Origin of the sequence: Curtobacterium sp. MCLR17_044, from assembly GCF_003234435.1 — a bacterium.
GTDB lineage: Bacteria > Actinomycetota > Actinomycetes > Actinomycetales > Microbacteriaceae > Curtobacterium > Curtobacterium flaccumfaciens.
In genome coordinates this window covers 124,497-149,865 of the sequence record NZ_QKTC01000008.1, presented here as the reverse complement: position 1 = coordinate 149,865, position 25,369 = coordinate 124,497, and the positions used below count along the sequence as shown (strand labels likewise).

The window sequence follows — 25,369 nt, the reverse complement described above, 5'->3', positions numbered from 1 at the left end:
CGTCAGCGGCGGACGAGCACCCCGGCGACGAGTCGGAGCAGCAGGGCGACCACGCCGACCACGGCGATGCCGACCGACACGACCGTCGCCATCAGCAGTCGAAGGCTGTCCGGCACGGCCGTCTCGTCGGACGTGGGGAGGAACGCCGTCGCGACGAACACGCAGCCCGCGGCGATCAGGAACAACACCCCGATGATCGTCACGGCCCGCAGCGCGGCCGGCGCCGGTTCGTGGTCACCCGGTCGAGCCGGACGAGCCCTGGCCCCCTCGGTCTCCCAGTCCGCCAGTTCCGTCATGGTGGTCCCCCTTCGTCGGGACGATCGTAGGGCCCGGACCGGCCCCGACGGCGCTGGTGCGGCCCGAGACGGTCACGATGCCGGACGGGAGGCGCGTGACGGGCCCGCACCGCGCCTCCAGTCCGGTGCCGGTCGCGACCAGTGCGCGTGGCCGGCTACGCGCTGTCGGTCACCGTCGGCTGCGCCTGCCGCAGCCCGGTGACCAGGAGGGTCACGATCGTCCGGACGTCGTAGTCGGGGTCCTGGGGGCTCCACGCCACCAGGTCGCCGACGGCCCGGAGCAGCTGGTACGGCGGGGTCGGCGCGGCCACCTCGCCGGACGCCCGCGCGGCGTCGAGCAGCCGGCCGAGCACGGGCACGAGCTCGTCGACGAACAGCGTGTGCAGCGCCGTGAAGCCGTCGGCGTCACCCTCCCAGACGCGCGCCAGACCGTGCTTGGTGCCGAGGAAGTCGACGAACTGGTGCACCCAGCGCAGCAGGGCGGCGAACGGCGTCGGCTCCGAGCCGAGCAGCGCCGGCCCCGCGTCGACCAGGGCCTCGATCTGGTGCCGGTAGACGGCGACGACCAGGTCCGAACGGGTCGGGAAGTGCCGGTAGAGCGTGCCGACCCCGACCCCCGCGGCGGTGGCGACCTCGCGCACCGGTGCGCCGACGCCCGAGGCCGTGAAGACCGCGGCAGCGGCGTCGAGGATCGTGCGCTCGTTGCGCTCGACGTCGCGACGGCGACGCGGCACGGGGTCGGTCGACGGGGTGCTCATGCGTCGATCATCGCACGACGCAGACGGAATGCGGAACAACGCTCCGCTTTCTCTTGCAATCCGGATCGTTGTTCCGTATCGTTCCGGAACGTCGCTCCGTTTCGGACGACAGTCGCTCCGCCCTCGGGCGACACCGCATCCCGGAAAGGCCCACATGGCACCCACAGCACCTCGACCGCAGGTCATCAGCGTGCGCCCCGTCACGCTTCCCGCACCCTCGCGCGGTCAGGACCTCGAGGTCCGGATCACCGCACCGACGACCGGAACGGACCTGCCCGTCATCGTCTTCGCCCACGGCTTCGGCCAGTCCATGACCGGCGGCGACCCCCTGGTCGACCACTGGACCGCGAACGGCTTCGTCGTCGTCCAGCCGACGTTCCTCGACGCGAAGGCCTACGGGCTGACGCTCGACGACCCGCGCTACCCGACCATCTGGCAGACGCGGGTCGACGACCTCGAGCGGGTGCTCGACGACCTCGACCAGATCATCGACGCGGTCCCCGGCCTGAGCGGGCGCGTCGACACCGCGCGCATCGCCGCGGTCGGACACTCGTGGGGCGGACAGTCCGTGGGCATGCTGCTCGGGGCCCGCGTCCTGGACGCCGACGGGCGGCCGGGCGAGGACCGCACCGACCACCGCGTGCGCGCCGGGGTCCTGCTGTCCACCACCGGGATCGCGCGCGGCGACCTCGTGCCGTTCGCGCAGGAGCACTTCGCGTTCATGAGCCCCGACTTCAGCCAGCTGCACACCCCGTCACTGGTCGTCGCCGGCGACCACGACCAGTCCCAGCTCTCGACGCGAGGCCCGGACTGGTTCACCGACGTCTACCACCTGAGCCCCGGCGCGCGGCACCTGGTGACCGTCCACGGCGGGGAGCACCTGCTCGGCGGGATCCAGGACTACGAGTCGACCGCCACCACCGACGAGAGCCCCGACCGTGTGGACCTCGTCCGCCACACCACGACGGCGTTCCTCCGGACCGAGCTCGGCTTCGACCCCGACGCGTGGTCGGCGGTCGCCGACGCCGTCGGCCCTGCTGCCGCCGTCGGCCACATCGAATCGAAGGAGCACCACTCGTGATCACCCACCAGCACCCCCTGCCCACTCCGTTCACCGCCGCGTCCACCGCCGCCGACGTCCTGGACGGCGTCGACCTGACCGGCCGGAACGTCGTCGTGACCGGCGGACACAGCCGCCTCGGCCGCGAGACCAGCCGCGCCCTCGCGGCGGCCGGCGCCGACGTCACCGTCGCCTCCCGCGACGTCGAGCGGGCATCCGCCGCCGTCGCCGACATGCCGGGCATCCGCGTCGAGGCCCTCGACCTCACCGACCCGTCGTCGGTCGACGCCTTCGCCGCGCGCTGGTCGGCCTCCGGCCGCCCGCTGCACATGCTCGTGAACAGTGCCGCGATGCTCTTCACCCCAGACCGTCGGCTCGACGGCCGCGGCAACGAACTGGCGTTCTCGACGACGCACCTCGGGCACTTCCAGCTCACGCGGGCGCTCCTCCCCGCCCTCCTGGAGGCCCGTGGTGCGCGGGTCCTGACCGTCACCTCCGGCGCGGCGCGGTTCGGGCAGATCCGGTGGGACGACCTGACGTTCGCGCACGGGTACGACCCGGTCACCGCGTACGGCCAGTCGAAGCGCGCCAACGTCCTGTTCACGGTGGAGCTCGACCGGCGGTACGCCGACCAGGGCATCCGCGCCTTCGCCGCACACCCGGGCGTCATCATCGGACCCGGCCCGCACGACGCTTCTCGGATCGCCTCCTACCGCGAGCAAGGACTGGTCGACGACCACGGGGCGACCGTCATCGACCCCGAGGTCGGCAAGAAGACCGTCGAGCAGGGCGCAGCCACGCTCGTGTTCGGTGCCGCGAGCCCGCTGCTCGACGGCGTCGGCGGGGTCTACCTGAAGGACAGCGACGTCGCCGTGATCGACGACCGGGTCCTGCCCCTCACCGCCGACCGCATCCCGTCGGACGCGAACTCGGCAATGCTCGACGCCGATGATGCCCGGCGCCTGTGGGAGGTCAGCGAGGGACTCCTGGCCTGATCACCGTCGGCCGGGGGCCTCGTCTGCCCACTGTTCTCGTCGTCCTCGCTACTGTGTGACGGTGCTGACCGTGCGGATCGAGAGCCCCCGACAGGACGACGTCCTGCACCTGCTGCAGCAGGGCGACGACTACGGACTGAGCCTCTACCCGGCCGAGAACTACCACGCCCTCGACGTCGACGACCTGGACCAGCCCGACGTCACGTTCCTGGTGGCGCGCGAGGACGGCACCGCCCTCGGCACAGTGGCGCTCGTCGACGCCGGCGACGGCACCGGTGAGGTCAAGCGCATGTTCGTGAGCGACGCCGCGCGTGGGCTCGGCGTGGGGACGCGGCTGCTCGACGCCCTGCACGACCGGGCCCGCGCGGTCGGCATCGGGACCGTCCGGCTCGAGACCGGCCTGCCGCAGGCCGCGGCCATCGCGCTGTACCGGAAGGCCGGGTACGCGGACATCCCCCGGTTCGGCCCCTACGTCGACGACCCGACGAGCGTGTGCATGGAGCAGCAGCTCGTCTGACCGGTGGTCGGTCCCGACGTAGGATCGCGTGTGAGCTCCGAGCACCCCGAACCCAGCGGCATCGACCCCGACGACCTGACCGTCGCGCTCCGGGTGCTCGAGCAGCTGCCGTCGATCGACGAGACGCACCCGGACTTCATCCGGGTCCGGCAGGCCACCGCGAAGATGTTCAAGGCCGTCAAGCGTGCGCACCGTCTCGAGAAGCGCGGCGTCATCGCCGAGGCCGACCGCCGGGTGATCGCCGCCACCGCCACCGGGGCCGCCGACCGGATCGACGACGAGACCCGCGGCGTCCCGATCAGCGCCTCGACCGCATCGACCACCGCGGGCACCCTGCTGAAGTCACGGCCCTGCTACATGTGCAAGCAGCACTACACGGTCGTCGATGCGTTCTACCACCAGCTCTGCCCGGCGTGCGCCCGCATGAGCCACGCGAAGCGCGACGCCCGGACGGACCTGACCGGCAAGCGGGCGCTGCTCACGGGCGGTCGCGCGAAGATCGGCATGTACATCGCCCTCCGGCTGCTGCGCGACGGGGCCCACACCACCATCACCACGCGGTTCCCCCGCGATGCGGTGCGCCGGTTCGCGAGCCTGCCCGACTCGGCCGACTGGATGGACCGACTGAAGGTCGTCGGCATCGACCTGCGTGACCCCGCCCAGGTGATCGGACTCGCCGAGGACGTCGCCGCATCCGGTCCCCTCGACATCCTGATCAACAACGCCACGCAGACCGTGCGCCGGTCGACCGGCGCCTACCAGCCGCTGGTCGACGCGGAACTCGCGCCGCTGCCCGACGGACCGCTGCCCGAACTCGTGACCTTCGGGCACACGAACGACCAGCACCCGCTGGCGCTCGCCCGTTCAGTTGCCGCGCACCCGATCCTCGCGGCCGCCGCAGCCCGAGCCGACGAGCTGACCGAACAGGCGATGGCGCCGGGATCGAGCTCGCTCGAACGGCTCGCCCTGGGCACCGCCATCGACGCCGGCGGCCTGGTCCCCGACCTGCACGACGAGAACTCGTGGACCCAGCAGGTCGACGAGGTCGACCCGCTCGAGATGCTCGAGGTCCAGCTGGCCAACACCACGGCGCCGTTCATCCTCATCTCGAAGCTCCGCCCCGCCATGGCCGCGAGCACCGGACGCCGCACCTACGTGGTGAACGTCAGCGCCATGGAAGGGGTGTTCGGCCGCGCCTACAAGGGGCCGGGTCACCCGCACACGAACATGGCGAAGGCCGCCGTGAACATGCTCACCCGCACGAGCGCGCAGGAGATGTTCGAGACCGACAACATCCTGATGACGAGCGTCGACACCGGCTGGATCACCGACGAACGGCCGCACCCCACGAAGGTCCGGCTCGCCGAGGAGGGCTTCCACGCGCCGCTCGACCTGGTCGACGGGGCAGCCCGTGTCTACGACCCGATCGTCCGGGGCGAAGCGGGCGAGGACGTGTTCGGTGTCTTCCTGAAGGACTACGCGCCGAGTTCGTGGTGACGAGCGGCTGACCGGACCGGTTCCGTCAGTGCTTCGACGGGGCGGTCTCCTGCGGCAGGACCGCGGCGAAGCGGAGCAGGAAGTCGCGCACCACCATCAACGTGTCGTCGTCGTACGAACCGATCGCCTCGTCGAGCTCCGCGGCACGTGACCCGAGGAACCCACTGCTGCGTTCCCGGGTGAGATCGGTGACGCGGAGGGTGACGACCCGACGGTCCGCGCTCTCGCGGCTCCGCACGATCAAGCCACGCTCCTCCAGTCGGTTGACCAACGCGTTCGCCGCACCCGAGGTCATCCCGATCCGCCGGGCGAGCCGCGTGCCCGTCATCGGCTCGCCCTCGGTCTCCGCCCAGAGGATCTCCCCCAGCGCGACGCCGTCCGAGGTCGGCAGCTCCATCCATGCTGCGAAGTGGAGCGCCGACTCCTGGTACCGGACGGCGTAGTGGCGGAGCGCCTCGAGGGTCTGGGAGCGCAGGTCGGTCATGCGATCGATTCTGCCGCCTTCCGGGCCCCCTGCAGTGTCGGGTAGTGCGGCAGGACGGGGACGTGCTTCTCGCTCGTCAGGAGGTACTTCTGGGCGAAGCCGCGGACCGGACCGAGAGACGCCACCCGGAGCGCCGCCCGCACCGCGCGGACGCCCGCCTTCGACGACGGGTGCAGCAGGCGCGCACCGCCGCGCGGAAGCCCCTGGGCGCTGTCGGCGTACCCGCGGAGCATCTCCTCGTAGCGCGCGAATGTGTCCGGGATCGAGTACCCGTGATCAGCGCCGCCGGCCGGCTCGATCGTCCGTGCGAGTTCCCCGGCCAGGATGTGCGCGCCGACCAGGGACAGCGTCGTGCCCATGCCGGTCGGCCCGGAGCCCCAGGCCGCGTCACCGAGCAGCGCGATCCGGCCCTTGCTCCATCGCGACACCACGACCTGTTCCATCCGCTGCGTGTAGAACTCGTCAGACCGCTCCCTGAACCCGTCGAGGATCCGCTCCGTCTGCCACCCTGCGCCCCGGAAGCGCTCGCGCAGGATCCGCAGCTGCACGTCGACGGGGAGCTGCTCGAAGCCCATCGGCTCCGACTCGAAGGACACGCTGGCCCGGATCGTCCCCTCGTTGTCGGGCCGGATCGACGCGACACGTCCACGCGGCGCCGTGTACCAGTCCCAGTGGTCGGTGTCGCTGCCGATCCGGTCGAGCGTGCCGTAGGCGATGCTGACGCCGTGGTCGCGGTACTCCGTCTCGTCGGCGAACAGGATCCGACGGGTGCGCGAGCTGCGGCCCTCGGCGACGACGACCAGGTCGAACCGCTCCGGAGCGCCGCTGTCGTAGCGGACGTTCACCCCGGTGCCGTCCTGTTCGGCGCCCACGACGAAGTCCCCGTAGCGGCGGTCGATCGTGTCCGGCAGCGCATCGACGAGGATCCCGGCGAACGTGCCCCGCAGGATCTCGATCTCGGCAGTCGGACCGTCCTGGCCCTCGGTCTTCGGAAACGTGGCGTACGGGGTGCCGTGCTCGTCCACGTACCGTGTGCCCGCTTCGCCGGTGAGGTGCTGCATCACCGTGTCGCGGAGGCCCATGCGCTCGAGGACCTCGCGCCCGAGCCCCCGGACGTCGATGTTCTGGCCGGTGGTCCGCTGCTCCGGCGACCGCTCGAGCAGCGTGACATCGAAGCCCGATCGGTCGAGTCCCCACGCCAGCGCGGGGCCCGCGATGCTCGCGCCGGTGATCAGGACGCGTGGGCGGTGGTGCGGCGTGGTCGCCATGGGTGGTCCTCTGCTCGTGGGGCGGCGAGTGCCGCCTCACGAAGAGTATACCTTCACAGCAATAACACTCCACAGAGAAGATGCTTTCGGGTCCGCGTCGATCGGTGAGCTGTCAGACCAGATCCTCCGCGACGGCAACGAGTGCGCGGGCGGCCGCACCGGCATTGCGGATGTCCGATGCGTCTACTGACCTCGCGCTGTAGGCCGCCTTGTTCTTGACCCGAACGAGCGTCTCGAGGTGCTTCGCAATCGGCCGGCCTGTCGCATCCTGCAGGATCGAGACGCCGTCGTTGTGGCTCGCCCCACTGCTGTACCTTCCGGTCTTGCCGATGCAGATGGCGTCTGCCGCGGCGATCCCCGCGTCGACGCACAGGTCGACGAAGGAGTCGGCATGAGGGGACGTCGGAACCAGGATCCCGTCCTCGGCACCGAACTCGAACAGCGTCTCGGCTGACTCGAGGAAGCCCTTGGCCTTCTCGAGCCGACCGCGCATGAAAGCGTTGTCGCCGTCAGTGGTCGACGGCAGTTTCGGTGGAGTCAACGTGCGGCCTTCCTGAGGTGGGCTTGGAGCCATCGGCGGTCTTCCACGAGGGGAATGCCCTCACTCGCGATGGAACCGATGAGCGGGTCATCGGGGCTGACCCCCGAGACGTCGTACACGATGGGGTTCACCTGGTTGCCGGTCCACCGGTGAACGGCAATGGTGAGGTCGTAGATGCGGTCCTCAGCATCCGTCCGCGAAACGGCATCCACGGCGAAGAACAGATCGATGTCGCTGTCCGGTCGCATCGCACCTCGCGCGGCCGAGCCGAACAACGCTGCGTAGCGGACCGGCATCGATGCGATCTCCCCGCGGACCCTGTCGAGGAAGCGGGTACGAGCTCCGGCGACCTCGAGGACCGCCGACGCGAGGAGATGGTCTCGGTTGAGCGCGTACGTGCTCACGCCGCCGATGTCGTCGAACACGACGATGCCCTGCTCCGTCAGACGGTCAAGCACCTTCTTCACGCCGTTTCGCGAACGGCCTCCGGGCACGAGCCGCTGGACCGCGGACACCGTGAAGGGTCGGTCCGACAGGCCGCTCAGCACCATCAGAACGTCACCATCGAGGCCACTCGACAACGCCGCGAACGGGCTCTGCAGCTGCACGACGCCCTCCTCACCTCGGTCATCCAGCATCACTATAGTGACGCGTACATCACTATAGTGATGGGAAGCAACCAGAAGGAACCACTTCCGGGCAATCCCCGGACAGATGCAGCGCACTCGCCCCTGCGGTCGGGTTGCTCGAATTGAGCAGCGAAGATGCGACCGGTCAGCGCGGAGTTGCTCCGCCTCCAGGATTCGAACCCGGACCTAACGGCACCAAAGGCCGTCGTGCTGCCATTACACCAAGGCGGAACGCACCCGGAGGTGCTCCTCCATCCTCCCATGACCGACGAGGCTGGCTGTCCGCTCGGGGTTCGGCCAAGATGGAGGGATGCCGCATGAGGACGAGGTCGATCGCATCGTCGCGGCGTGGGGTCGTGAGCGTGCCGACCTCGACTTCGGCCCGCTCGAGGTGCTGTCCCGCGTGGACCGGCTCGCCCGGCACCTGGACCGAGCCCGGCGGACGGCGTTCGACGCGAGCGACATGGAGCCGTGGGAGTTCGACGTCCTGTCGGCCCTGCGGCGAACGGGTGAGCCCTACGAGCTGAGCCCGAAGACCCTGCTGCAGCAGACCCTGGTGTCGAGCGGCACGATGACGAACCGGGTGGACCGTCTGGCGGCCCGCGGCTTCGTGGGGCGTCGGACCGACCCGAAGGACGGCCGCGGCATCCTCGTCTCGCTGACGGGCAAGGGCCGGGTGGCGGTGGACGCGGCGATCGCGGACCTGCTGGCCGCCGAGCGCGACATCCTGTCCGGGGTCTCCGCCGACGAGCAGGGCCAGTTGGCCGGGCTGCTCCGCCGACTCATCCTGGGTCTCGGGGACTGACCGACAGCGTGACACGGGCCGAGCGGCCCCGGGGTAGCGTGCGCGGCATGCACGCCATCACCCTCGCCGTCGCCGACGTCGCTCGATCGGCCGAGTTCTACCGCGCCCTGCTCGGCATCGAGGGCAGCGGCGTCATCGGCACCGAGTACCCCGCCACCGAGACGCAGGCCGGCGGCACCACGGCGATGTTCACCCTCGACGACGGCCTGATCGTCAGCGTCTACGGCCGGGACGACATGGCGAAGGACTCCGGCGTACAGCTGGCCACGGCACCGAGCAGCACGATCGGGCACTTCACGAGCAGTCAGGCCGAGGCGGAGGCGTTCCTCGAACGGGCGCAGGCAGCGGGCGCCACGATGCCCGAACCGCCCTACACGCGCCCGTGGGGCATGTGGTCCGGCTTCTTCCAGGACCCGGACGGGCACCTGTGGGAGGTCGTGGCAAACCCCGGCGGTGGGGCCCCCGAGGACGGCACGCCGACGGACAGCGGCCAGGACGCGGTCGACCCCGCGTCCGTCGAGTAGACCGGCTCAGACCCCGAGCAGCTCCGCGACCTCGAGCCAGCGCTCCTCGAGCTGCTCGACCTCGGCCTCGAGCGCACCGAGCTTCGCCTGCAGTTCGCCGAGTCCGGCGTAGTCGGACTGGTCGTGCGTCGCGAACTGGTCGAGCAGCTTCTTGCGATCCGCGCCGACCTTCGCGATCTTGCGGTCGAGCGCCGACATCTCCTTCTCGGCCGTCCGCCGGTCCGCGCCCGACAGGGCGGACGCACCGGCGGCCGTGGACCCGGCCACGGCACCGGCCGAGCCGGTCCCGCCGACGGTGTCGGGCCTCCCGGCAGACGCGGCGGCAGCCGCAGAGGCGGTCCCGCCACCGGTACCGGCCTCGCGCAGACGCATGTACTCGTCGACGCCGCCGGGCAGGTGGCGCAGGTGCCCGCCGAGCACGGCGTACTGCTGGTCGGTGACGCGCTCGAGCAGGTACCGGTCGTGGCTGACGACCAGCAGGGTGCCGGGCCAGGTGTCGAGCAGGTCCTCCATGGCGGCGAGCATGTCGGTGTCGAGGTCGTTTGTGGGCTCGTCGAGGATGAGCACGTTCGGCTCGTCGAGCAGGATGAGCATGAGCTGCAGGCGCCGCTTCTGCCCACCGGACAGGTCCTTGACCGGCGTGGAGAGTTGCTCCGAGGTGAAGCCGAGCCGCTCGAGCAGCTGCGACGGCGTCATCTCCTTGCCGTCGGCGACGTAGCTCGTCTTCTTGCGGGCCACCACCTCGCGCACGCGGTCGTCGGCGAACTGCTGCAGGTCGGCGAGCTGCTGGTCGAGGACCGCGACCTGCACCGTCTTGCCGGTCTTCACCCGCCCGCTCGTCGGCTGCAGCCGCCCGGAGACCAGGTTGAGCAGCGTCGACTTGCCGGCGCCGTTCGGGCCGAGGATGCCGGTCCGCTCCCCCGGTGCGATGCGCCACTCGATGCGGTCGAGGATCTGCGTGCCGTCGAACGAGACGCTCACGTCGAGCAGGTCGACGACGTCCTTGCCGAGGCGCGCGGTCGCCGTCCGGGACAGCGCGACCGTGTCGCGGATCGGCGGGACGTCGTCGATCAGGGCGTTCGCCGCGTCGATGCGGAACTTCGGCTTGCTCGTGCGGGCCGGGGCACCGCGGCGGAGCCACGCGAGCTCCTTGCGGGCCAGGTTCTGGCGGCGCTGCTCGATCGTGGCGGCCTGCCGGTCACGCTCGACGCGCTGCAGGATGTACGCGGCGTAGCCACCTTCGAAGGGGTCGACGACGCCGTCGTGGACCTCCCACGTGTCGGTCGACACGGCGTCGAGGAACCACCGGTCGTGCGTCACGACGACCATGCCGCCCTGGTTCGACGACCAGCGGCGGTTGATGTGCCCGGCGAGCCACTCGATGCCTTCGACGTCCAGGTGGTTGGTCGGCTCGTCCAGGAACAGGACGTCCCAATCGCCGACCAGCAGCCGCGCGAGGGCCACACGGCGACGCTGCCCACCGGACAGCTCGTCGACGCTGACGTCCCACGGGATGTCCGAGACCAGACCGCCGATGATGTCGCGGATCTTCGGGTCACCGGCCCACTCGTGCTCCTCGAGGTCGCCGACGACGGTGCTGCCGACGGTCGCGCCCTCGGGCAGGATGTCGCGCTGGTCCAGGTAGCCGATGGTCAGCCCACGGCGGTGCGTGACGCGGCCGCCGTCCGGCTCGAGGCGCTGGGACAGCAGTGCGAGGAGGGTCGACTTGCCGTCGCCGTTCCGGCCGACGACGCCGATCCGGTCACCCTCGTCGATGCCGAGGGTGACGTTGTCGAAGACGACCTTGGTGGGGAACTCGAGATGCAGGTTCTCGGCGCCGAGGAGATGTGCCACGCGTCAAGGGTAGGTGGCGCGGCGGGGTGGTGGGTGCGGGGCGGGTTGGTTCGGGGGTTTGGCCGGCCGGCGCTCGTCGCACGGTGCGCGCTTGTTCGAATGGTGCGAGGTTGCCCGCTCGGTGCGAGCCTGTAGCGGCACACGGAGCGCGCAACCTCGCACCACCCGACAGACCGCGCACGGTGCGTCGGCGCGTCGGCCTGGAGGCCCGGGTCAGCTCGCGGGGGCCGGCTCGGCCCCGGCGCGGGGCTCGGTCTCCTGCAGGAACGCTCGCCACTGCTTCCGCTTGCTGACGGTCCAGAGCAGCATCGCGAGGAAGAACACGGTGAGGAGCGCGTACAGCAGCCCGAACAACGTCGCCCAGTTGAGCAGGAACTGCGCGAACGCGAACGGCGTCCATCCGAGGGCGAGCCAGAACGTCGATGTCGATTGACCGAGCCGACGGCCGGCGAGTGCGACGAGCGCGGTCCGGTGCTGCGGATCGGCGGGCTGCTGCCCACGAGCCATGCGCTCGATCCGTCGGCGGACGGCACGAGGAAGCCCGAGCATCGGGTCGGACAGCGCGCTCTGGAACTGTCCACCGCCTCGGACGATTGCGGTGACCCAGCAGACCGGGCCAACGATCATGAGCGGGACGATGACGAAGAACGCCCAGTCCGGCAGGCCACTTCCGGTCGAGGGCAGCTCGAAGCGCGGCAGGTGTTCGGCGCTCAGCCACCCGGCTGCAACCGCGGCGACGACGGCCAGCACGATCCAGATGACCCGCCGGACCATCGAACGGCGGACACGCGGTCCGACTGGCGCCCCCGCGAGACGGTCCTCCACCTGCTGCCAGGTCTCCTCGGAGACCGTGGCTCCGGCGAACTCATGCGGGGCCGGCGTGGACACGATCAGCTCGCGGGGGCGGCGTCGCCCTCGCCCGCGGCTTCCTTCGCGCGCTTCAACCGGGCCTGCGCCTCCCAGTACTCGATCTCGCGCTCGAGCTCGGCGAGCTCCTGCTCGGTACCGGTGACGCGCTTGGCGCCGTGCGCGCTGCGGGCGTCGCCGAGGGTCGCGTACCGGTCCTCGTGGCGGGTCGGCTCGATGTAGCGACCGTGGTTCCGTTCGCCCGGAGCCCAGTCGTGGCCGATGGCGAACCAGACGATGCTGCCGACGACGGGGACCAGGATCACGAGGATCACCCACGCGATCTTCGGCAGGCCGCGGATCTGGTCATCCGTCTTCGTCAGGATGTCGATCAGGGCGAAGACCAGCAGGATGACGGTGATCCCGGGCAGCAAGACGCTCATGTTCGCGATTCTATGGATCCGCTTGGAGTCTCACCATGCCCCGAACGAGCGTCCCGGTTGCGAAGGTGCACAGGGTGGGCGTCGAGGTACCGGCGGGCGAGCACCGCGGACCGTGCCGTCCATGCGAACTGCCCCGCGGCGGCGATGCCACCCGCCAGGTAGACGGGCCAGAGCGTGACGCCGGAGAACGCGACGGCCGCCCACACGACCACGAGGCCCGCGGTGAGCTGGATCCCGGTGCCGTCGGTGAGTTCGACGGCCCGAGCCCGCACGATCGCCAGCCGGTCGGTGGGGGCAGCGCGCCGCCCGGTCGCGGCCGCGGTCACCGCCCGCTGCTCGCGTTGCTGCAACGGCGCGAGCACCGCCACCGGCCGAGCAGCCACGCCGTTCCGTCTCCGGCGGATGCTGACCTGGACGGCTTCACTGAGACCGGCCACGAAGCCCAGTCCAGCGACCACGGCCGAGAGCGTGAAACGAGCGTCGGAGCCGGCGGGCAGGACGATCGCCCCGACGGCGAGCACCACCAACACCAGCACGATCGCCAGGACGAACCAACGCACCTGCAGGACAGCACCCGGGGGCTGCGCCGAGACGGCGCGAGCACGTTGCTCGGACTCGGCCCACCGGCGTTCCACCACCGTCGGTTCGACATTCGACCGTTCGGCAGATGTCACAGCGCCGCGACCCACTCGTCCGTCCCGTCGGTGAACCGCTGGTGCTTCCAGATCGGCACGCGCTCCTTCACGAGGTCGACCAGCGCACCGCACGCGGCGAACGCCTGCGCCCGGTGCGACGACGACACCGCTGCGGCGAGCGCGACGTCCCCGATGCCGAGCGCCCCGACCCGGTGCAGCACGGCGATCCGGACGTCGGGGTGGTCCTCGGCGATGGTCCGGGCGACCTCGGTGATGACCTCGCCGGCACTCGGATGCCCCTCGTAGTCGAGCGTGGTGACGCCCTTGCCACCGTCGTGGTCACGGACGATGCCGGCGAAGGTCACCACCGCGCCGTCCTGTTCGGTGGCCACCACGGCTGCGACCTCGTCGACGCTGACGTCGCGGTCGACGACGTCGGCGAGCACGACCCGTGCGGCGGACTCGGTGGTGCTCACGAGGCGCTCCGCGGGGCGTGGCCCTCGCCGTGCACCTGTGCGACCACGTGGTCGAGTACTCCGTCGAGCACGGCGAGTCCGTCGGACACCCCACCGCGCGACCCGGGCAGGGTGACGAGCAGGCAGCCGGCGTTCGTGACCCCGGCGACCCCGCGGGTGAGCAGGGCGGTCGGGCCGGCGCCCGCGAGTCCGCGTCGACGGATCTCCTCGGTGATGCCGGGCAGTTCGAGGTCGATCAGCCCCGCCACCGCCTCGGGGGTCCGGTCGGTCGGGGTGACCCCGGTGCCCCCGGTGGTGATGACGACCCGGGCGTCGGCCAGGAGTTCCGCGGTGACGGTCTCGGTGATCGCGCCGCCGTCGGGGACGATGATCGGGTCGCTCGTGGTGAACCCGTGGTCGCGCAGCCAGTCGGCGATGACGGGTCCGGTGCGGTCGAGCGCGGGGTCGGCGGCGGCCTGCGTGGACACCACGACGACGGCGGCCCGGCCCCTGGTCGGCTCGGCGGTCATCGGTTGCTCCAGTCCCCGGAGCGTCCGCCGTGCTTCTCGAGCACGCGCACGTCCGTGATCACGGCCGCTCGGTCGACGGCCTTCACCATGTCGTACACCGTCAGGGCGGCGACGCTCGCCCCGGTCAGGGCTTCCATCTCGACGCCGGTGCGCGAGGTCGTGCGGACCGACACCTCGATCAGCACGCGGTCGTCGGTGCCGGTGATGTCGACCTGCACGCCGGCGATCGGCAGCGGGTGGCACAGCGGGATCAGGTCGGAGGTCTTCTTCACCGCCATGATCGCGGCGATGCGGGCGGTGCCGACGACCTCGCCCTTGGGCAGCGAGCCGTCGAGGATGCGTGCGACGACGTCGGGGCGGGTGACGACGGTGGCGGTGGCGGTGGCCGACCGGTCGGTGACGTCCTTCGCGGAGACGTCCACCATGTGCGCGCTGCCGTCAGCGCGGACGTGCGACAGCTGGTCGGAGGCGGACGGGTCGGTCATCGGAGGCTCCAGACGGTCAGGGGGTCGCCGACCTCGACGGCGTCGACCCCCACGGGGACGTGCACCAGGTGGGTGGCGGCGGCGTAGTGCACGAGCAGGTGCGAACTCGGCCCACCGACGAAGTGCACGGCACCGTCCTGCACCCGGCCGCGACGGACCTGGTGCTTGGCGATGGGCGAGCCGGCAGCGGACGCCGCCGGCAGGACCTGCGCGGGGCGGTCCGGCGTGAGTCCGACGGCGGCGGCGAGCAGGGGGCGCAGGAACACCTCGAACGAGACGAGCGCCGACACCGGGTTGCCGGGGAAGGACACGACCGGTACGGCGCGACCGTCTCCGAACACGACGCTGCCGAACGCCTGCGGCCCACCGGGTTGCATCGCGACCGGCGTCACCGCGAGCCCGCGGGGTTCGAGCGCCTGTCGGACGACCTCGTACGCCCCGGCGCTGATGCCCCCGGTGGTCAGCACGAGGTCGGCCCAGTCCCCCACGGCTGCATCGAGCGCCCGGTCGAAGGCAGCGACGTCGTCGGGCACCCGGACGGCCCGTGCGTCCGCACCGACCTGGGCAAGGGCTGCCCGCAGCGCGATGCCGTTCGCGTCACCGATGGTCGCCGCGTCCGTGTCGGCGCCCTGCAGCTCCGAGCCGGTCGACACGACGAGGACCCGCAGTGGTCGGCGCACCGACACGGTCGTCACCCCCGCAGAGGCCAGCGCCCCGAGCAGCGCCGGCGTGACGGCGGAACCGGCCGGAGCGAGCTCGGCACCGGTGGGCAGGTCGCTGCCGGTCACCCGCACGAAGGTGCCGGCGGTCAGGTCGGCGGGCACCGTCACCCGGGGCAGCTCGAGCGCCGCCGGGAACGCACCGGGCTCGGTCGCCTCGACCGGGAACACCGCGTCGGCACCGGTCGGGATCCGTGCACCGGTCATGATCGGCGCGGCCGTGCCGGGTTCGAGCGGTTCGGGCACCACGCCGGCCGGGATCGGGGCGACGACCCGGACGGCCTGCCCCGCGTCCGCGGCCCGCACGGCGAACCCGTCCATCTGACTGTTGTCGAACGGCGGCAGCGGAACGGGCGACGCGACGGGAGCAGCGAGCACGCGGTGGGCGAACCCGACAAGCGCACCGGCGCCGGCACCCGCACCGGCGAGTTCGCCGATCGACAGTTCTTCTGCTCCGAGGCCCGCCACCACCGGCGCGAGCAACGCCGCCAGGTCGTCGCGGTGCTGACCGATCGTTCGCACAGGTGCCTCCGAACAGGGGGTTGGTGGCGCCGCTCCCGGTTCGCCCGGTGGTGCCGTCAGTAGCGTATCCAGCGCGCAGCCCGCGCCGACGACCAACCGGAGGACCTGTGGAGAACGACGAAGCCGTGACGATCGGTGTCATCGGAGGCTCCGGCCTCTACCAGCTGTTCGAGGAGGGCACCGCCGACGAGCTCGACGTCCCGACCCCGTTCGGCCCGACGTCGAGCCCGATCAGCATCGGCACGATGGCCGGACGACGGGTCGCGTTCCTGACCCGCCACGGCCGTGAGCACTCCGTGGCCCCACACCGCATCAACCACCGTGCGAACGTCTGGGCGCTCCGTTCGCTCGGCGTCCGCGCGATCGTGTCCTCGAGCGCCGTCGGCGGCCTGCACCCCGACTACGCCCCGGGCACCTTCGTCGTGACGGACCAGCTCATCGACCGCACCTGGGGCCGCGCCGACACGTTCTTCGAGGACGACGTGCAGCACCTGTCCTTCGCCGACCCGTTCGACCCGACGCTCCGCCGCGCGGCGATCGACGCCGTCGCCGGACTCGACGTGCCGTTCCGTCCGACCGGCACCTGCGTCGTCATCCAGGGCCCCCGGTTCTCCACCCGCGCCGAGTCCGTCTGGCTCCGCCAGGCCGGCGGCCACACCATCAACATGACGATGACGCCCGAGGTCCCCCTGGCCGCCGAACTCGGCATCGCCACCGTGAACCTGTCGTTCGTGACCGACGCCGACGCCGGCCTGGCCCCGACCGAGGACGAGGCCGCCGCAGCAGCCGCAGCCAGCGGCCCCGACGTCGACGACGCCGGAGCCGTCGTCACCCACGCGCTCGTCATGGAACGCCTCGCCCGTGCCAACGAGGTCATCGTCCGCGCCATCGGCCAGATCGTCGCCGCCATCCCCGCCGACTTCACCCCGCGCGAACTCGTTCCGACCAGCGCGAGCGCCAGCATCATGCAGGCCCAGCCCACGGCAACGAAGGCCCAGCCTGCCGCCACCGCCACCACGGGTGCCACCGCATGAGCCGCCTCCTCGTCACCGGCGGCGCGGGCTTCATCGGCTCCGCGATCGTCCGCCGCGCCCTGGCCGACGGCCACGAGGTCCGCGTCCTCGACTCGCTGCGCGACGACGTGCACGGCGACCCCGCCGAGGTCATCCGCGCCCACCAGCAGCAGGGCATCGCGTTCGTGCACGGCGACGTGCGCGACCGGGTCGCCCTCGACGCCGCCCTCGACGGCATCGACGTCGTGTGCCACCAGGCCGCCAAGGTCGGCCTCGGCGTGGACTTCCAGGACGCCCCCGACTACGTCTCGTCGAACGACGCCGGCACCGCCCACGTCCTCGCCGGCATGGACCGGCACGACATCGGCCGGCTCGTCGTCGCCAGTTCGATGGTCGTCTACGGCGAGGGCGCGTACACCACCGCCTCCGGCGAACCCACCCGTCCGCCGGCCCGCCGCCGCGAGGACCTCGACGCCGGCCGCTTCGACCCGATCGGCCCCGACGGTCAGCCCCTGCTGCCCGGCCTGATCGACGAGTCCGCCGCGCTCGATCCCCGCAACGTGTACGCGCAGACGAAGGTCGCGCAGGAGCACCTCGCCTCGAGCTGGGCACGCGCCACGGGCGGCCGCGCGATCGCGCTCCGCTACCACAACGTCTACGGACCGGGCATGCCTGCGAACACCCCCTACGCCGGTGTCGCGTCCCTGTTCCGCTCGGCACTGGCCCGCGGCGAGGCACCCCGCGTCTTCGAGGACGGCGCCCAGCGACGCGACTTCGTGCACGTCGACGACGTCGCCGGCGCGAACGCCGCCTCGATCGCGGCGACCGCCGACCTGCCGTCGGACACGTTCCGCGCGTACAACGTCGGCTCCGGCACCGTGCACACCATCGGCGACATGGCCGCCGCGATCGCCGGACCGGACGGCCCGCAGCCGGTCGTCACGGGCGAGTACCGCCTGGGCGACGTCCGCCACGTCACCGCGAGTTCGGCACGCATCGCCGCCGAGCTCGGCTGGCACGCCGAGGTCGACTTCGAGGCCGGCATGCGCGACTTCGCGACGGCACCGCTCCGAAGCGCCGTCCGCTAGCCGGAACGCGTGCGCGAGCGGCGCACCGCTGGCCGCGCCTGAGAGCGCGACCAGCCACCGGACGGGAGGCCCGTGACGGCGCCGCCCCGCGCCTCCCGTCCGCAGTCCCCGCCCCCAGGGCCACGCGAGACGCCGTCGTGTCGGCACCACGCCCCCAGGTGCGCGAGACGCCGCCCCATTCGGCGGCGTCTCGACGACACGACGGCGTCTTGCGCAACCACTCGCGGACCCACACACGCACCCTGTCCCCCGTTCTGGGGACCAGGCGCAGACCGGACGCGCTGAACGACCAGGACCCGGCAGTTTCCTGTACCCCGCAGCGCGTCGTCGTGTTGTGTCGAGTGCATGCCAGGACAGACCCGTCGATCCGACCGACCGCACCGAATGACGGACATGACTGTCGACGTGATCCTGCCGTGCCTCGACGAGGCGGACGCCCTGCCGAAGGTCATCGCACGGCTCCCCACGGGCTACCGGGCCATCGTCGTCGACAACGGATCGACCGACGGATCGGCCGACGTCGCCCGCGCCCACGGGGCCCTCGTCGTGACGGAACCCGTCAAGGGGTTCGGTTCGGCCTGTGCCGCCGGGGTCGCCGCGGCGACCGCCGACTTCGTCGCCTTCTGCGACGCCGACGCCTCGATGGACCCCGCCGAGCTCCCGCCCCTGGTCGACCGCGTGGCCAGTGGCCGCGTCGACCTGGCCCTCGGCCGCCGCGTCCCGACGGGCCGCGGTGCGTGGGCTCCGCACGCGCGCTTCGCGAACCGCGTCCTCGCCGTCCTCATGCACCGCGCGACCGGCTACCGTCTGCGCGACCTCGGCCCGATGCGCGTGATGCGCCGCGAGGACCTCGTCTCCCTCGACCTGCGCGACCGGCGCAGCGGCTACCCGCTCGAGATGGTCCTGGCCGCCCACGCCGCCGGCTGGCGCGTCGATGAATCCGACATCGGGTACGCGCAGCGCATCGGCGACAGCAAGGTGACCGGCACGCTCCGCGGCACGATCAACGCGGTGCGGGACATGTCCCGTCTGCTCCGTGCGTACCGCCGGGAGGCCCGTGTCCGGGCCGTCGCACCGGGACCGCTCCGCCAGGCGGCCGAGTCCACCCCCGTGGTCGAGGAGGCCCGCTCGTGACCGCCGACCCGACCCCCGTCAGCGACGCTGCGCGCACCGACGTCACCGTCGCCGTCGTGGCGAAGGAGTGCCTGCCCGGCAAGGTGAAGACCCGGCTGACGCCGGCGCTCTCCCCCGAGGGCGCCGCGCGCGTCGCGTCCGCGAGCCTCGGCGACACCCTGGCGACCGTCCGCGCACTGCCCGCGGCCCGCAGGGTCCTGTTCTTCGACGGCGACGTCGTGCCGGCTTCGGCCGAGGGGTTCGACGTGCTGCACCAGCCCGGTGGGGGCCTCGACGAACGCCTCGGGTTCCTGTTCGACGCCGTCGACGGTCCGCTGCTGCTCGTCGGCATGGACACCCCGCAGGTGTCCACCGCGGACCTCGCACCGGTGTTCGACGACGCCGCCCGCGACGCCTGGTTCGGCCCGGCCGAGGACGGCGGCTTCTGGTCGCTGTACCTGCGAGAGCCCACCGGCGACCTGCTGCGCGGCGTCCCGATGTCCCGCGACGACACCGGAGCCGTGCAGCTCGCACGCCTGATCGACGCCGGACTCGACGTGGGCGTGCTCGGCGAATTGCTCGACGTCGACACCATGCCGGACGCCGAGCGGGTCGCCGACCTTGCACCCGACTCCGACTTCACCCGGGCACTCCGTGCCGAGACCGTGGGGAGCACCCGATGACCATGCACGCACCCGTCTCGTTCGGTGCCGGCGGCGGCGAGCCGTACGCCCGTGCGCTCCGCACCGACGGCCACCTGCGCCTGACCGACGCCGACCGTCCCGACGCCGTCACCACGATGGACGTCGGCCGCTGGAGCGCCGCCGCCGACCGTGTCGACCGCTCGCTGCTCGACGACGTCGACGGCGGCGTCATCGACATCGGCTGCGGCCCGGGCCGGATGCTCGTCGCCGCACGCTCCCGGGGCATCCCGGCGCTCGGCGTGGACGTCTCCGCCGAGGCCGTCGCCATCGCGCAGCGCTCCGGCGGCACCGCCCTGCAGGGTTCCGTGTTCGACGCCGTGCCCGACGAGGGCCACTGGGACACCGCACTCGTGATCGACGGCAACATCGGCATCGGCGGCGACCCCACCGCCCTGCTCGCCCGCTGCCGCGAGATCGTACGAGCCGGTGGCCGGGTCATCGTGGAGACGAACCCCGAGGTCACGGCCGACCGCGTGTACACCGCCCGGGTGGTCGACGCCGACGGCAACGAGAGCGCCGGGTTCCCGTGGGCCGAGGTCGGCCTCGACGCCCTGCACCGGCACGCGGCGGAAGCCGGACTGGTCGCGCGGCAGAGCTGGACGGCCGAGGGCCGGAACTTCTGCGAGCTGCTCGCCTGAGGCTCCGACACGCGCTTGTTTTGCATCATGCAAGACAAGCGCGTACATTGGTGGTCATCCAGCCGACGGCGTCGCGGTCGCCGGCTCGGTGACCTGCGGACCTCGGCACGACGACGAGGAGCACCCATGCAGAACCGTCAGAACCCCCTGGGCGGCGCCTACGTGACCGGCCTCGAGACCCGCGCCGAGCTCGGCGCCTTCACCGGCGACGCGACCCGCAGCCCGATCGGCAGCTACACCGGCACCGGCACCGGCCGCGCACTCGGCCGCTTCGTCGACACGCAGTTCCGCCGTCCCGGCACCGCGACGTCCTCGACGCGCACCGTGACCGGTTCGTTCCGCACGGCGACGGGTTCGTTCCGCACCGCCTGAGGCACCTGCCTCCACAGACCGCGAGCGGTCGTCCACCCCGGGGGTCCCCCCTCAACCCGGGTGGGGCGGCCGCTCGCTCGCGTTCCCGGCCTCTGGTGCACTTCCCCCGAACGCGCCAGGGCGGCCGATGCCAGGATGGACGCATGAACGACCGCGCCGGCACCCCAGCGACCGCAGACGACCTCGTCGACCTCGACGAGCTCCTCGCCGCCTACCACGACCGAGTGCCCGACGTCTCGGTCCCCGAGCAGAAGGTCGTGTTCGGCACGTCCGGACACCGCGGGTCGTCGCTCGACACCGCCTTCAACGACACCCACATCGCCGCCATCACGCAGGCGATCGTGGAGTACCGCCGCGACCAGGGCACCGACGGGCCGCTCTTCATCGGCCGCGACACCCACGCGCTCTCGGCCCCCGCCGAGCAGACCGCGCTGCAGGTCCTCGCCGCCAACGGCGTCCGCGTGCTCGCCGACAGCGAGGACGGTTTCGTGCCGACGCCCGCGCTGAGCCACGCGATCATCCGCTACAACCGCGCCGGCAACCCGGACACGGCCGACGGCATCGTCATCACGCCGAGCCACAACCCGCCCCGCGACGGCGGCTTCAAGTACAACCCGCCGCACGGTGGTCCCGCCGACAGCGACGCCACGAGCTGGATCGCGAACCGGGCGAACGCGATCATCGAGGGTGGCAACGCCGAGGTGCAGCGCACCGAGGACGCCGAACCCGAGCGCTACGACTTCCTGAACACGTACGTCGCCGACCTCGAGAACATCATCGACATCGCCGCGATCAAGCGTGCCGGCGTGAAGATCGGCGCCGACCCGCTCGGTGGCGCCTCGCTGCCGTACTGGAACGCCATCCGCGACCACTACGGCCTCGACCTGACCGTCGTGAACCCCGAGGTCGACCCCACGTGGGCCTTCATGACGCTCGACTGGGACGGCAAGATCCGGATGGACCCGTCGAGCCCCTCGGCGATGGCCTCGGTACTCGCCCGCAAGGACGACTTCGACGTGCTCACCGGCAACGACGCCGACTCCGACCGGCACGGCATCGTCACGCCCGACGGCGGGCTGATGAACCCGAACCACTACCTCGCGGTCGCGATCGAGTACCTCTACGCGCACCGGCCCGAGTGGCGCGACGACGCCGCGATCGGCAAGACCCTGGTGTCGTCGAGCATCATCGACCGCGTCGCCGAGTCCCTGGGCCGTCGCCTGTGGGAGGTCCCGGTCGGCTTCAAGTGGTTCGTCCCCGGCCTGATCGACGGTTCCGTGGCCTTCGGCGGCGAAGAGTCCGCGGGTGCGTCGTTCCTGCGCACCGACGGCACCGCGTGGACCACCGACAAGGACGGCATCATCCTGGCGCTCCTGGCGTCCGAGATCGTCGCCGTCACCGGCAAGACCCCCTCGCAGCTCTACGCCGAGCTGACCGAGCGCTTCGGTGCGCCGGTGTACCAGCGCGTCGACGCCGCGGCCTCGAAGGAGCAGAAGGCCCGCCTCGGCAAGCTCGACGGCGACGCCATCACCGCGGACACCCTGGCCGGCGACCCGATCACCGCGAAGCTGTCGAAGGCCCCGGGCAACGACGCAGCCGTCGGCGGCGTGAAGGTCGTGACCGACAAGGCATGGTTCGCCGCGCGGCCGTCGGGCACCGAGGACGTCTACAAGATCTACGCCGAGAGCTTCGTCGGGCAGGAGCACCTCGAGCAGGTGCAGCGCGAGGCCAAGGAGATCGTCGACGCAGCGCTGGGCGCGTAGCGCCCTCGTCGGACGGGCTGCGGGTCTCGGACACCGCAGCCCGTCCGCCGGAACCGAGCCGGGCCTCCAGGCCGTGTGCCACCGGGGTCCACTGGCGTACCGTGACTGCCGATCCACTCAGGAAGCCGTCTCGGTGCGACCGAGCACTTGCGGCAGTTGTAACTTTGCAGGCAGCGCAAAAATCGTTCTGCCAGCGCATCGGTACCCCGGGAGACCCTGCTCATGACCCAGACGGCGACCGCCCCCGCGGCCCCCACCACGGCGTCAAACGTCGTGATGAACCACCGACAGATCCTGTTGGTGATCTACGGCCTGATGGCCGGCATGTTCCTCGGCGCCCTCGACCAGACGATCGTCGGCACCGCGATCCGCACCATCGGTGACGACCTGCACGGGCTCGACCAGCAGGCCTGGGTCACCACCGGGTACCTCATCGCGTCGACGGTCACGACCCCGATCTACGGCAAGCTCTCCGACATCTTCGGTCGCCGGCCGCTCTTCATCACCGCGATCGGCATCTTCATCGTCGGTTCGTTCGCGGCGTCGTTCTCCGACTCGATGCTCATGCTCGCCGGGTTCCGCGCGCTGCAGGGCCTGGGTGCCGGTGGCCTGATGTCCCTGCCGCTGGCGATCATGGGCGACATGCTCGCCCCACGCGAGCGGGCGAAGTACCAGGGCTACTTCCTGGCGGTGTTCGGCATCTCGTCCGTCATCGGGCCGCTCGTCGGTGGCGTCTTCGCCGGCGCCGACCAGCTGCTGTTCATCGCCGGCTGGCGCTGGGTGTTCCTGATCAACGTGCCGATCGGCATCATCGCCCTGTTCATGGTGCTGACGTTCCTGCACCTGCCGAAGTTCGGCGACCGCGGCAAGCCCCGCATCGACTGGTGGGGCGCGACGCTCGTCATCGTCACGCTCGTGCCGCTGCTGCTCATCGCCGAGCAGGGCCGCGAGTGGGGCTGGGACTCCCCCGCCGCCTTCGCCTGCTACGCCATCGGTGCCCTCGGCCTGATCGCGTTCATCATCGTCGAGCGGGCCATGGGCGACGACGCGATCCTGCCGATAAAGCTCTTCGGATCGCGGGTGTTCTCGATGTCCGCGATCCTGTCGGTGCTCGTCGGCTTCGGCATGTTCGGCGCGATGCTGACGATCCCGCTCTACCTGCAGATCGTCAAGGGCGTGACCCCGACCGAGTCCGGGTTCGCCATGCTGCCGATGGTGCTCGGCCTGATGATCTCGTCGATCGCCTCCGGCCAGATCATCTCGAAGACCGGCAACTACCAGGTCTTCCCGATCACCGGAACGGCGTTCACGGCGATCGGCTTCACGGTCCTGACGTTCCTGACCGCCGACCGGCCCCTGTGGTTCCTGATGCTCGGCATGTTCGGCATCGGGCTCGGACTCGGGCAGCTCATGCAGACGCTGACCCTGGCCGCGCAGAACTCGGTCTCGCCGCGGGACATCGGTGTGGCGACGAGCGCGGCGACGTTCTTCCGTCAGATCGGCGGCACCATGGGTACCGCCGTCCTGCTCTCCGTGCTGTTCACCCTGATGCCGACGAACATCAGCGCCGCGATGCAGAACGAGTCCGACCTGAAGAGCGCGCTCAACGCCGCGATGACCCCCTCGGTCGCGAACGCGTCCAAGAACCAGGGCGTGATGGACGAGATCTGGACGAAGATCGTCGACCCGGTGCAGAAGAACGTGCAGGACGGTCTCGACCAGGGCACCGCGCAGGCGAAGCAGGCCGCCGACGCCGCCGTGACCAAGCAGGTGACGGCCGCCGTGCAGCGGCAGGTCGCCGCGGGCACGGTCCCCGCCGCCGCAGCGGACACGATCATCGCCCAGCAGGTCGACGACGCGAAGCCTGCAGCCGAACAGCAGGCGCTCGAGACGGCGGCCACGAAGGCGAACGCCTCGGTCGTCGACGGCAAGTTGCAGATCGACTACTCGGACGAGGCGCAGCGGGAGAACGTCGTCGACCAGGTCGCCCCGACGCTCATCAAGCAGCTCAAGAGCGGCGACTCGGCCGCGAGCTCGTCCACCGACTCGGCGACGAGCGACACGTCGTTCCTGAACGGGGCCGACCCCCGGCTCAGCCGTCCGTTCCTGGTCGGGTTCAGCGACTCGGCCGTCCGCGTCTACTACGTCGGCCTCGCGGTGATCCTGCTCGCGTTCGTGCTGACGTGGTTCTTCCGGGTGCCGCCGCTCCGCAAGACCTCGGCGCTGCAGGAGCAGGCGGACGCTGCACGCACCGCTGCCGGTGCGGGATCGGACGGGAGCGCCGCTGCAGCCGCTGCCGCCGCCGCACCTGGGGCTGGTCCGGTGCCGACGGGGTCGGCGTCTGCCTCTGCCGGCGTGCCGACCTCGCCCGACGTGCCGACCTCGCCGGACGTGCAGCCTCGGTCTGCCCGCGCCGCCGGGGCGTCGGACGTCTCGGTGCTGCCGCACGGGGTCGACGACACCCGTGCGCCGCTGCCGAACGCCACGACGCATGGTGCGCACTCGGCGGCTGCGCCGGTCGACGAGCCCCCGACGACGACCGGTGCCATCCGGACCCGGGCTGCCCACGCGGCTGCGGTCGTGGAGCCGGACGCTCCCGGGGCCGGAGCCGACGCGGCGGAGGCGAGCCGGGCCTCCCGGACGGACGCTGACGACGCTGGCGACGCGCACGCGCACGGGCGGCACTCGGCGGAGTAGTCGGCGCGGGCGCTCGCTCGCTGATGCCGAACGACGAGGTCGCTGTCGTACGACAGCGACCTCGTCGCATCTGCGCGTGTGCAACTGTTGCGGCCGCGCGGAGGCGACACCGTCGATG

28 protein-coding genes and 1 tRNA gene are annotated in these 25,369 nt (G+C 71.6%); 14 read left to right on the top strand and 15 right to left on the bottom strand.

Translation table 11 applies throughout. The annotated features are described in order from the left end of the window. Positions 1-2: 2 nt before the first annotated feature. Together DEJ04_RS07600 and DEJ04_RS07595 are read right to left on the bottom strand one after the other, a co-directional pair. On the bottom strand, positions 3-296 hold the full coding sequence (locus tag DEJ04_RS07600) for a hypothetical protein (protein WP_111033864.1): 294 nt from the start codon (positions 294-296) through the stop codon (positions 3-5). A gap of 155 nt (positions 297-451) precedes the next feature. Then, entirely contained in the window at positions 452-1,054 is a 603-nt protein-coding gene (locus DEJ04_RS07595) for a TetR/AcrR family transcriptional regulator (RefSeq protein WP_111046717.1), read from the bottom strand. Positions 1,055-1,208: 154 nt separating this feature from the next. Here DEJ04_RS07595 and DEJ04_RS07590 point away from each other — a divergent pair, with 154 nt between their 5' ends. The 4 genes from DEJ04_RS07590 (at position 1,209) to DEJ04_RS07575 (ending at position 5,123) form a co-directional block, all read left to right on the top strand. Next, positions 1,209-2,135, top strand: coding sequence for a chlorophyllase (locus DEJ04_RS07590; protein WP_258371333.1), 927 nt, complete (start codon positions 1,209-1,211; stop codon positions 2,133-2,135). Continuing rightward, the gene (locus DEJ04_RS07585; RefSeq protein ID WP_111046715.1) at positions 2,132-3,109 is read left to right on the top strand and encodes an SDR family NAD(P)-dependent oxidoreductase; all 978 of its coding nucleotides are present in this window, start codon (positions 2,132-2,134) and stop codon (positions 3,107-3,109) included. The genes DEJ04_RS07590 and DEJ04_RS07585 overlap by 4 nt, the downstream gene beginning before the upstream one ends. A 61-nt stretch (positions 3,110-3,170) precedes the next feature. Beyond that, on the top strand, positions 3,171-3,626 hold the full coding sequence (locus tag DEJ04_RS07580) for a GNAT family N-acetyltransferase (RefSeq protein WP_111100045.1): 456 nt from the start codon (positions 3,171-3,173) through the stop codon (positions 3,624-3,626). Positions 3,627-3,656: 30 nt separating this feature from the next. Next, entirely contained in the window at positions 3,657-5,123 is a 1,467-nt protein-coding gene (locus DEJ04_RS07575; protein ID WP_017886157.1) for an SDR family oxidoreductase, read from the top strand. Between the two features lie 25 nt (positions 5,124-5,148). Here DEJ04_RS07575 and DEJ04_RS07570 read toward each other — a convergent pair whose 3' ends face one another. From DEJ04_RS07570 to DEJ04_RS07550, 5 genes are all read right to left on the bottom strand, one after another. Further along, positions 5,149-5,607: a MarR family winged helix-turn-helix transcriptional regulator gene (locus DEJ04_RS07570; RefSeq protein WP_220035554.1), complete on the bottom strand. Its 459-nt coding sequence runs from the start codon at positions 5,605-5,607 to the stop codon at positions 5,149-5,151. Continuing rightward, positions 5,604-6,875 carry an FAD-dependent monooxygenase gene (locus tag DEJ04_RS07565; protein WP_111046714.1) on the bottom strand — a complete coding sequence of 424 codons (1,272 nt, stop codon included), beginning with the start codon at positions 6,873-6,875 and terminating at the stop codon, positions 5,604-5,606. Before DEJ04_RS07565 ends, DEJ04_RS07570 begins: the two co-directional genes overlap by 4 nt. A 112-nt stretch (positions 6,876-6,987) precedes the next feature. Further along, entirely contained in the window at positions 6,988-7,368 is a 381-nt protein-coding gene (locus tag DEJ04_RS07560) for a hypothetical protein (RefSeq protein ID WP_111046713.1), read from the bottom strand. Between the two features lie 44 nt (positions 7,369-7,412). Beyond that, positions 7,413-8,024 carry a nucleotidyltransferase family protein gene (locus tag DEJ04_RS07555; protein ID WP_181433366.1) on the bottom strand — a complete coding sequence of 204 codons (612 nt, stop codon included), beginning with the start codon at positions 8,022-8,024 and terminating at the stop codon, positions 7,413-7,415. 180 nt (positions 8,025-8,204) lie between these two features. Beyond that, positions 8,205-8,276: transfer RNA gene (locus DEJ04_RS07550), tRNA-Gln, on the bottom strand. Between the two features lie 79 nt (positions 8,277-8,355). Here DEJ04_RS07550 and DEJ04_RS07545 point away from each other — a divergent pair. Both DEJ04_RS07545 and DEJ04_RS07540 read left to right on the top strand, forming a co-directional pair. Next, entirely contained in the window at positions 8,356-8,850 is a 495-nt protein-coding gene (locus DEJ04_RS07545; RefSeq protein WP_111046711.1) for a MarR family winged helix-turn-helix transcriptional regulator, read from the top strand. Between the two features lie 47 nt (positions 8,851-8,897). Beyond that, positions 8,898-9,374, top strand: a complete 477-nt coding sequence (locus DEJ04_RS07540; RefSeq protein WP_146248671.1) for a VOC family protein — start codon at positions 8,898-8,900, stop codon at positions 9,372-9,374. Between the two features lie 6 nt (positions 9,375-9,380). On the opposite strand, the gene DEJ04_RS07535 is transcribed toward DEJ04_RS07540, so the two are convergent. The 8 genes from DEJ04_RS07535 to glp all read right to left on the bottom strand — a co-directional run bounded on the left by DEJ04_RS07535 (position 9,381) and on the right by glp (position 15,863). Then, on the bottom strand, positions 9,381-11,228 hold the full coding sequence (locus tag DEJ04_RS07535; protein WP_027465089.1) for an ABC-F family ATP-binding cassette domain-containing protein: 1,848 nt from the start codon (positions 11,226-11,228) through the stop codon (positions 9,381-9,383). A gap of 213 nt (positions 11,229-11,441) precedes the next feature. Then, on the bottom strand, positions 11,442-12,116 hold the full coding sequence (locus DEJ04_RS07530) for a hypothetical protein (protein WP_111046709.1): 675 nt from the start codon (positions 12,114-12,116) through the stop codon (positions 11,442-11,444). Between the two features lie 2 nt (positions 12,117-12,118). After that, positions 12,119-12,517, bottom strand: coding sequence for a PLDc N-terminal domain-containing protein (locus tag DEJ04_RS07525; protein WP_051596635.1), 399 nt, complete (start codon positions 12,515-12,517; stop codon positions 12,119-12,121). Further along, positions 12,514-13,077, bottom strand: coding sequence for a hypothetical protein (locus tag DEJ04_RS07520; protein ID WP_146248670.1), 564 nt, complete (start codon positions 13,075-13,077; stop codon positions 12,514-12,516). Before DEJ04_RS07520 ends, DEJ04_RS07525 begins: the two co-directional genes overlap by 4 nt. A 110-nt stretch (positions 13,078-13,187) precedes the next feature. Beyond that, positions 13,188-13,628, bottom strand: coding sequence for a molybdenum cofactor biosynthesis protein MoaE (locus DEJ04_RS07515; RefSeq protein WP_111046707.1), 441 nt, complete (start codon positions 13,626-13,628; stop codon positions 13,188-13,190). Further along, positions 13,625-14,137, bottom strand: coding sequence for a molybdenum cofactor biosynthesis protein B (locus tag DEJ04_RS07510; RefSeq protein ID WP_071406005.1), 513 nt, complete (start codon positions 14,135-14,137; stop codon positions 13,625-13,627). The genes DEJ04_RS07515 and DEJ04_RS07510 overlap by 4 nt, the downstream gene beginning before the upstream one ends. Next, complete coding sequence (gene moaC, locus DEJ04_RS07505) at positions 14,134-14,622, bottom strand: cyclic pyranopterin monophosphate synthase MoaC (RefSeq protein ID WP_111056875.1); 489 nt, start codon at positions 14,620-14,622, stop codon at positions 14,134-14,136. Before moaC ends, DEJ04_RS07510 begins: the two co-directional genes overlap by 4 nt. Next, positions 14,619-15,863: a gephyrin-like molybdotransferase Glp gene (glp, locus tag DEJ04_RS07500; protein ID WP_111046706.1), complete on the bottom strand. Its 1,245-nt coding sequence runs from the start codon at positions 15,861-15,863 to the stop codon at positions 14,619-14,621. The genes moaC and glp overlap by 4 nt, the downstream gene beginning before the upstream one ends. A gap of 107 nt (positions 15,864-15,970) precedes the next feature. On the opposite strand from glp, the gene DEJ04_RS07495 reads away from it, so the two are divergent. From DEJ04_RS07495 to DEJ04_RS07460, 8 genes are all read left to right on the top strand, one after another. Further along, complete coding sequence (locus DEJ04_RS07495) at positions 15,971-16,897, top strand: MTAP family purine nucleoside phosphorylase (protein ID WP_111046705.1); 927 nt, start codon at positions 15,971-15,973, stop codon at positions 16,895-16,897. After that, on the top strand, positions 16,894-17,964 hold the full coding sequence (locus DEJ04_RS07490) for an NAD(P)-dependent oxidoreductase (RefSeq protein WP_111030820.1): 1,071 nt from the start codon (positions 16,894-16,896) through the stop codon (positions 17,962-17,964). Before DEJ04_RS07495 ends, DEJ04_RS07490 begins: the two co-directional genes overlap by 4 nt. Before the next feature lie 384 nt (positions 17,965-18,348). Continuing rightward, positions 18,349-19,098, top strand: coding sequence for a glycosyltransferase family 2 protein (locus tag DEJ04_RS07485; protein WP_111046704.1), 750 nt, complete (start codon positions 18,349-18,351; stop codon positions 19,096-19,098). Beyond that, the gene (locus tag DEJ04_RS07480; protein WP_111046703.1) at positions 19,095-19,760 is read left to right on the top strand and encodes a DUF2064 domain-containing protein; all 666 of its coding nucleotides are present in this window, start codon (positions 19,095-19,097) and stop codon (positions 19,758-19,760) included. The genes DEJ04_RS07485 and DEJ04_RS07480 overlap by 4 nt, the downstream gene beginning before the upstream one ends. Beyond that, positions 19,757-20,419, top strand: a complete 663-nt coding sequence (locus DEJ04_RS07475) for a bifunctional 2-polyprenyl-6-hydroxyphenol methylase/3-demethylubiquinol 3-O-methyltransferase UbiG (RefSeq protein WP_071406012.1) — start codon at positions 19,757-19,759, stop codon at positions 20,417-20,419. Before DEJ04_RS07480 ends, DEJ04_RS07475 begins: the two co-directional genes overlap by 4 nt. 126 nt (positions 20,420-20,545) lie before the next feature. After that, positions 20,546-20,791, top strand: coding sequence for a hypothetical protein (locus DEJ04_RS07470; RefSeq protein WP_110864358.1), 246 nt, complete (start codon positions 20,546-20,548; stop codon positions 20,789-20,791). A gap of 143 nt (positions 20,792-20,934) precedes the next feature. After that, positions 20,935-22,554: a phosphoglucomutase (alpha-D-glucose-1,6-bisphosphate-dependent) gene (pgm, locus tag DEJ04_RS07465; protein WP_071406014.1), complete on the top strand. Its 1,620-nt coding sequence runs from the start codon at positions 20,935-20,937 to the stop codon at positions 22,552-22,554. A gap of 222 nt (positions 22,555-22,776) precedes the next feature. Then, positions 22,777-25,251 (top strand): MDR family MFS transporter, encoded by a 2,475-nt coding sequence (locus DEJ04_RS07460; RefSeq protein WP_111046702.1) that lies wholly within the window; start codon positions 22,777-22,779, stop codon positions 25,249-25,251. Positions 25,252-25,369 lie beyond the last annotated feature (118 nt).